Raw genomic sequence first — 1,131 nt, forward strand, 5'->3', positions numbered from 1 at the left:
CTGTGTGTCCAGTGTTTTCGGCTCATGTCAGCTATCCACCAATCAATCCAGATAAGCTCAAGACTCTCCAGGCAGTAGCAATGAAAATGGCAACCAGCATCACTGAAAATGAAAGGCCAACAACCACACAGAGAATCCTCGCTAGTTTTATGATGCTATCTGACATATTTACCCCCGCACCACTTACGATTTCACAGCAATGATCAATTTTGCCATCCCATACAAAATCGGAGACACAGCGATACCGACAGCCACCCACTTAATGGCAAAAGCCACCGCTCTGCTGATGTCATCAGTTACAGGCGCTTTCAATTCAAGGCCGTTTTTCATAGTCAACCTCAACAGAATTGGTTTATACTTCCTCATGTTCTACTTTGCCTTACCCAAGGTCAGAAACAGAAAACCCCGGACTGTTCCCCCAGCCGGGGTTTTGCTTTTTCACTAAGTCTAATGTCGTGCTATCTGCAAAGTGGATTTACCGACTTCATTGAAAAGTGGAATTTCAACTACACTCCCACGCGTTCTTTCATCCAGCCATAGACAAACGACTCGTTGGCCTCGCGTTTCTCTGCCAGCTCCAGATAACGGTCACCCTGCGTACAGTTCAGCGCGGTTAGTAAGACCAGTTCGCCATCCCTGCCACGATTTTTCAGATATGCCCGTAGCGCATTAAGAGTACGCGGCCCGATGCGTCCATCAGCATCCATATCCGGATACAGTTTCCCGCGCAGGTTGAAAACGTTAAGCCAGCGTTGAAGCATTTTTGACGCCACGGTTGGCCCCATGTTCACGCCCGTATCACACAACTCTGCGGCAATATCAGGGGATAACGCTGCCACCTGGTCAAAACGTGGTCCATACCAGTAGTCCGCCTCGAGTATTTCCAGCGCCTGTCCGCGCGTCAGATCACGCATATCGCCCTGGTATCCGTGCGCACGGGCAACTTTTTCAGTAATACCCCATTTTGTCGGTCCGCCTTTATCATCCGGGTGATTGACGTAACCGCCCTCTTTTCCCAGAACTTCGTCAAAAATTTCATCTTTCGACTTCATATCAGCGCCTTCGTAATACAAAGATTTTTGAAACGTTCCCACGAGCGCGAATCACCAACACGCAGAACAGCAGATTAAG

At 48.8% G+C, this 1,131-nt stretch carries 3 protein-coding genes and 1 pseudogene; all 4 read right to left on the minus strand.

Features of this window, described 5'->3' with window-relative positions; genetic code table 11:
• Window positions 1-31 precede the first annotated feature (31 nt).
• Window positions 32-166, minus strand: coding sequence for a hypothetical protein (locus tag EQY_RS26905; RefSeq protein ID WP_001284012.1), 135 nt, complete (start codon window positions 164-166; stop codon window positions 32-34).
• Between the two features lie 17 nt (window positions 167-183).
• A complete protein-coding gene (locus tag EQY_RS0119425; RefSeq protein ID WP_001233884.1) occupies window positions 184-366 on the minus strand; it encodes a hypothetical protein in 183 nt (60 codons plus the stop codon).
• A 140-nt stretch (window positions 367-506) separates the two neighbouring features.
• On the minus strand, window positions 507-1,052 hold the full coding sequence (locus tag EQY_RS0119430) for a glycoside hydrolase family 108 protein (RefSeq protein ID WP_000836755.1): 546 nt from the start codon (window positions 1,050-1,052) through the stop codon (window positions 507-509).
• A gap of 1 nt (window position 1,053) precedes the next feature.
• Window positions 1,054-1,131, minus strand: a pseudogene (locus EQY_RS26615) (phage holin family protein); the annotation flags it as partial.

It is taken from the genome of Escherichia sp. TW14182, assembly GCF_000208525.1.
GTDB classification, from domain to species: Bacteria; Pseudomonadota; Gammaproteobacteria; order Enterobacterales; family Enterobacteriaceae; genus Escherichia; species Escherichia ruysiae.